This window comes from Streptomyces sp. O3, from assembly GCF_054788135.1.
This window is the reverse complement of record NZ_JBTVYK010000120.1, coordinates 1-1,668: the sequence shown is the minus strand read 5'-3', so window position 1 is coordinate 1,668 and position 1,668 is coordinate 1. Positions and strand designations below refer to the sequence as shown.

Here is a 1,668-nt window from a genome sequence, read left to right as displayed (position 1 = left end):
CTAGCCTCGATCTTTCGTGACGGTCCGTCGGTTTCTTCGGCGGGCCGTTTCGGTTGTTCGGGTCGGTGGCGGGCGCGCTGATGGCCCGGCTGTCGCGTCGGGTGGGCGCCGGGTTCCACGGCTCCGGTCGGGGTGGTGCTGCGCGCAGGGACGGGTACGTGCTGGTCAGCCGGGGTTCGGGAGAGCTTCGAGCCGCGCCTGGGCGTCGGTGATGACGTCGGTCCAGGGCCAGTGGCGGGCGAATCTCAGGTGCCGGCGGCGGGCGGTGGTGACGAGCTGGGCGGCGGCGGAGAAGAGGCGGTGCCGGAGGCGGCGGGGCTCCCACCTGCGGGTTTCGCCGGCCAGGGCGAGCATCGGCATCCAGGCCAGCAGGTCGAGGGCGAGTTGGACGAGCTCCAGCCAGATCTGGTTCTGCGCGGTGTCGTGCAGGGGCAGGTTGCGCAGGCCGGTGGCCCGGGCGGCCCGGATGCGGTCCTCGGCCCGCGCGCGCTGGCGGTGCCGCAGTTCCAGTGCCGCGATCGGCATGTCGGTGGTGTTGGTGGCGAAGCAGGTCAGCCGCAGTCCGTCGGCGTCGGTGATCCTCAACTGTGCGCCGGGATGGGGCCGTTCCTTGCGCACGATCAGCCGCATTCCCTTCGGCCAGCCGTTCAGCACGTCGCCGGCGATCTCGGCGACCCACGCGCCGTCACGGATGTCTCCGCCGGGCTCGATCGCTGGCGTCCAGGCCGTGGCGGGAACCTTGAGGACGGCCTGGTGAATCTGCTCGGTGATGGTCATGCCGACCGAGTACGACAGCCACCGGCCGCGCTGGGCGAGCCAGGCGACGAACTCGTGGGTGCCGCCGCCGGAGTCGGTACGGATCAGCGTGCGGCGTCCGCGCCGGTAATTCTTCGGCATTTGCGCCAGGGCGAGTTGGGTCGTGGTGATGTGATCGGCGGCGGTGTTACTGCCTGCGTTGCCCGGTCTGAGCAGGCCGGCCACCGGCTCACCGCTCCCGCCGCTTCCGTGGTCGACGAACCCCATCAGGGGGTGGTGTCCGAAGGTCTTCTTCCAGGTCGCGGTGGCGCCCTGCTTCTCGGAGTGAGCCAGCACGAGCACCCCATCCAGGTCCACGATCACCTGCCCCGCGGCATCCGGCGCCGCAGTGCCGCCCAGCTTCCAGACGCGCTCACGCGCTTCGGCCCGAGCGGTCCTGATCGCGGCCAGGGCCTTCGGCCCGGCTGCGGCGAGGGTGTCAACGAGGCGGGACACGGTTGGGTCGGAGGCGACCGGCCCGAACACGCCGGGCTCGGCCCGCAGCGTCGCGACATCCGCGAGGCAGTCTCCGCCGATCGCGACCGCGAGGGCCACGTCCAGCAGGATCTTCCCCGGATCGTGCACCGCCTGGGGCCGCCGCCATGGCGCAAGCGCCGCCGATATCGCCTGGTCCAGCCCGGCCTTGCGGACCGTCTCGACCAGCAGCACAGCCCCCGCCTGGGACACCACCCCACGGCCACCGCCCTCGATGCGGACACGTGGATAGGACCCGATACGCTTCTTCACCTGGGAAGTGCCTCCGACGGTGGCAGGAACAAGGACCTCGACAATCCTCATTCTTGCTGGTCAGAGGCACTTTTCGCTTACCTGACCATCCGTCGGACAGTCCACCTCGTGAAAGCGCGAGGCTAG

1 protein-coding gene is annotated in these 1,668 nt (G+C 70.6%); it reads right to left on the bottom strand.

What is annotated here, in order from left to right; genetic code table 11:
- Positions 1–165: 165 nt before the first annotated feature.
- On the bottom strand, positions 166–1,542 hold the full coding sequence (locus tag ACX6XY_RS29960; protein ID WP_460337743.1) for an IS1380 family transposase: 1,377 nt from the start codon (positions 1,540–1,542) through the stop codon (positions 166–168).
- Between the last annotated feature and the right edge of the window lie 126 nt (positions 1,543–1,668).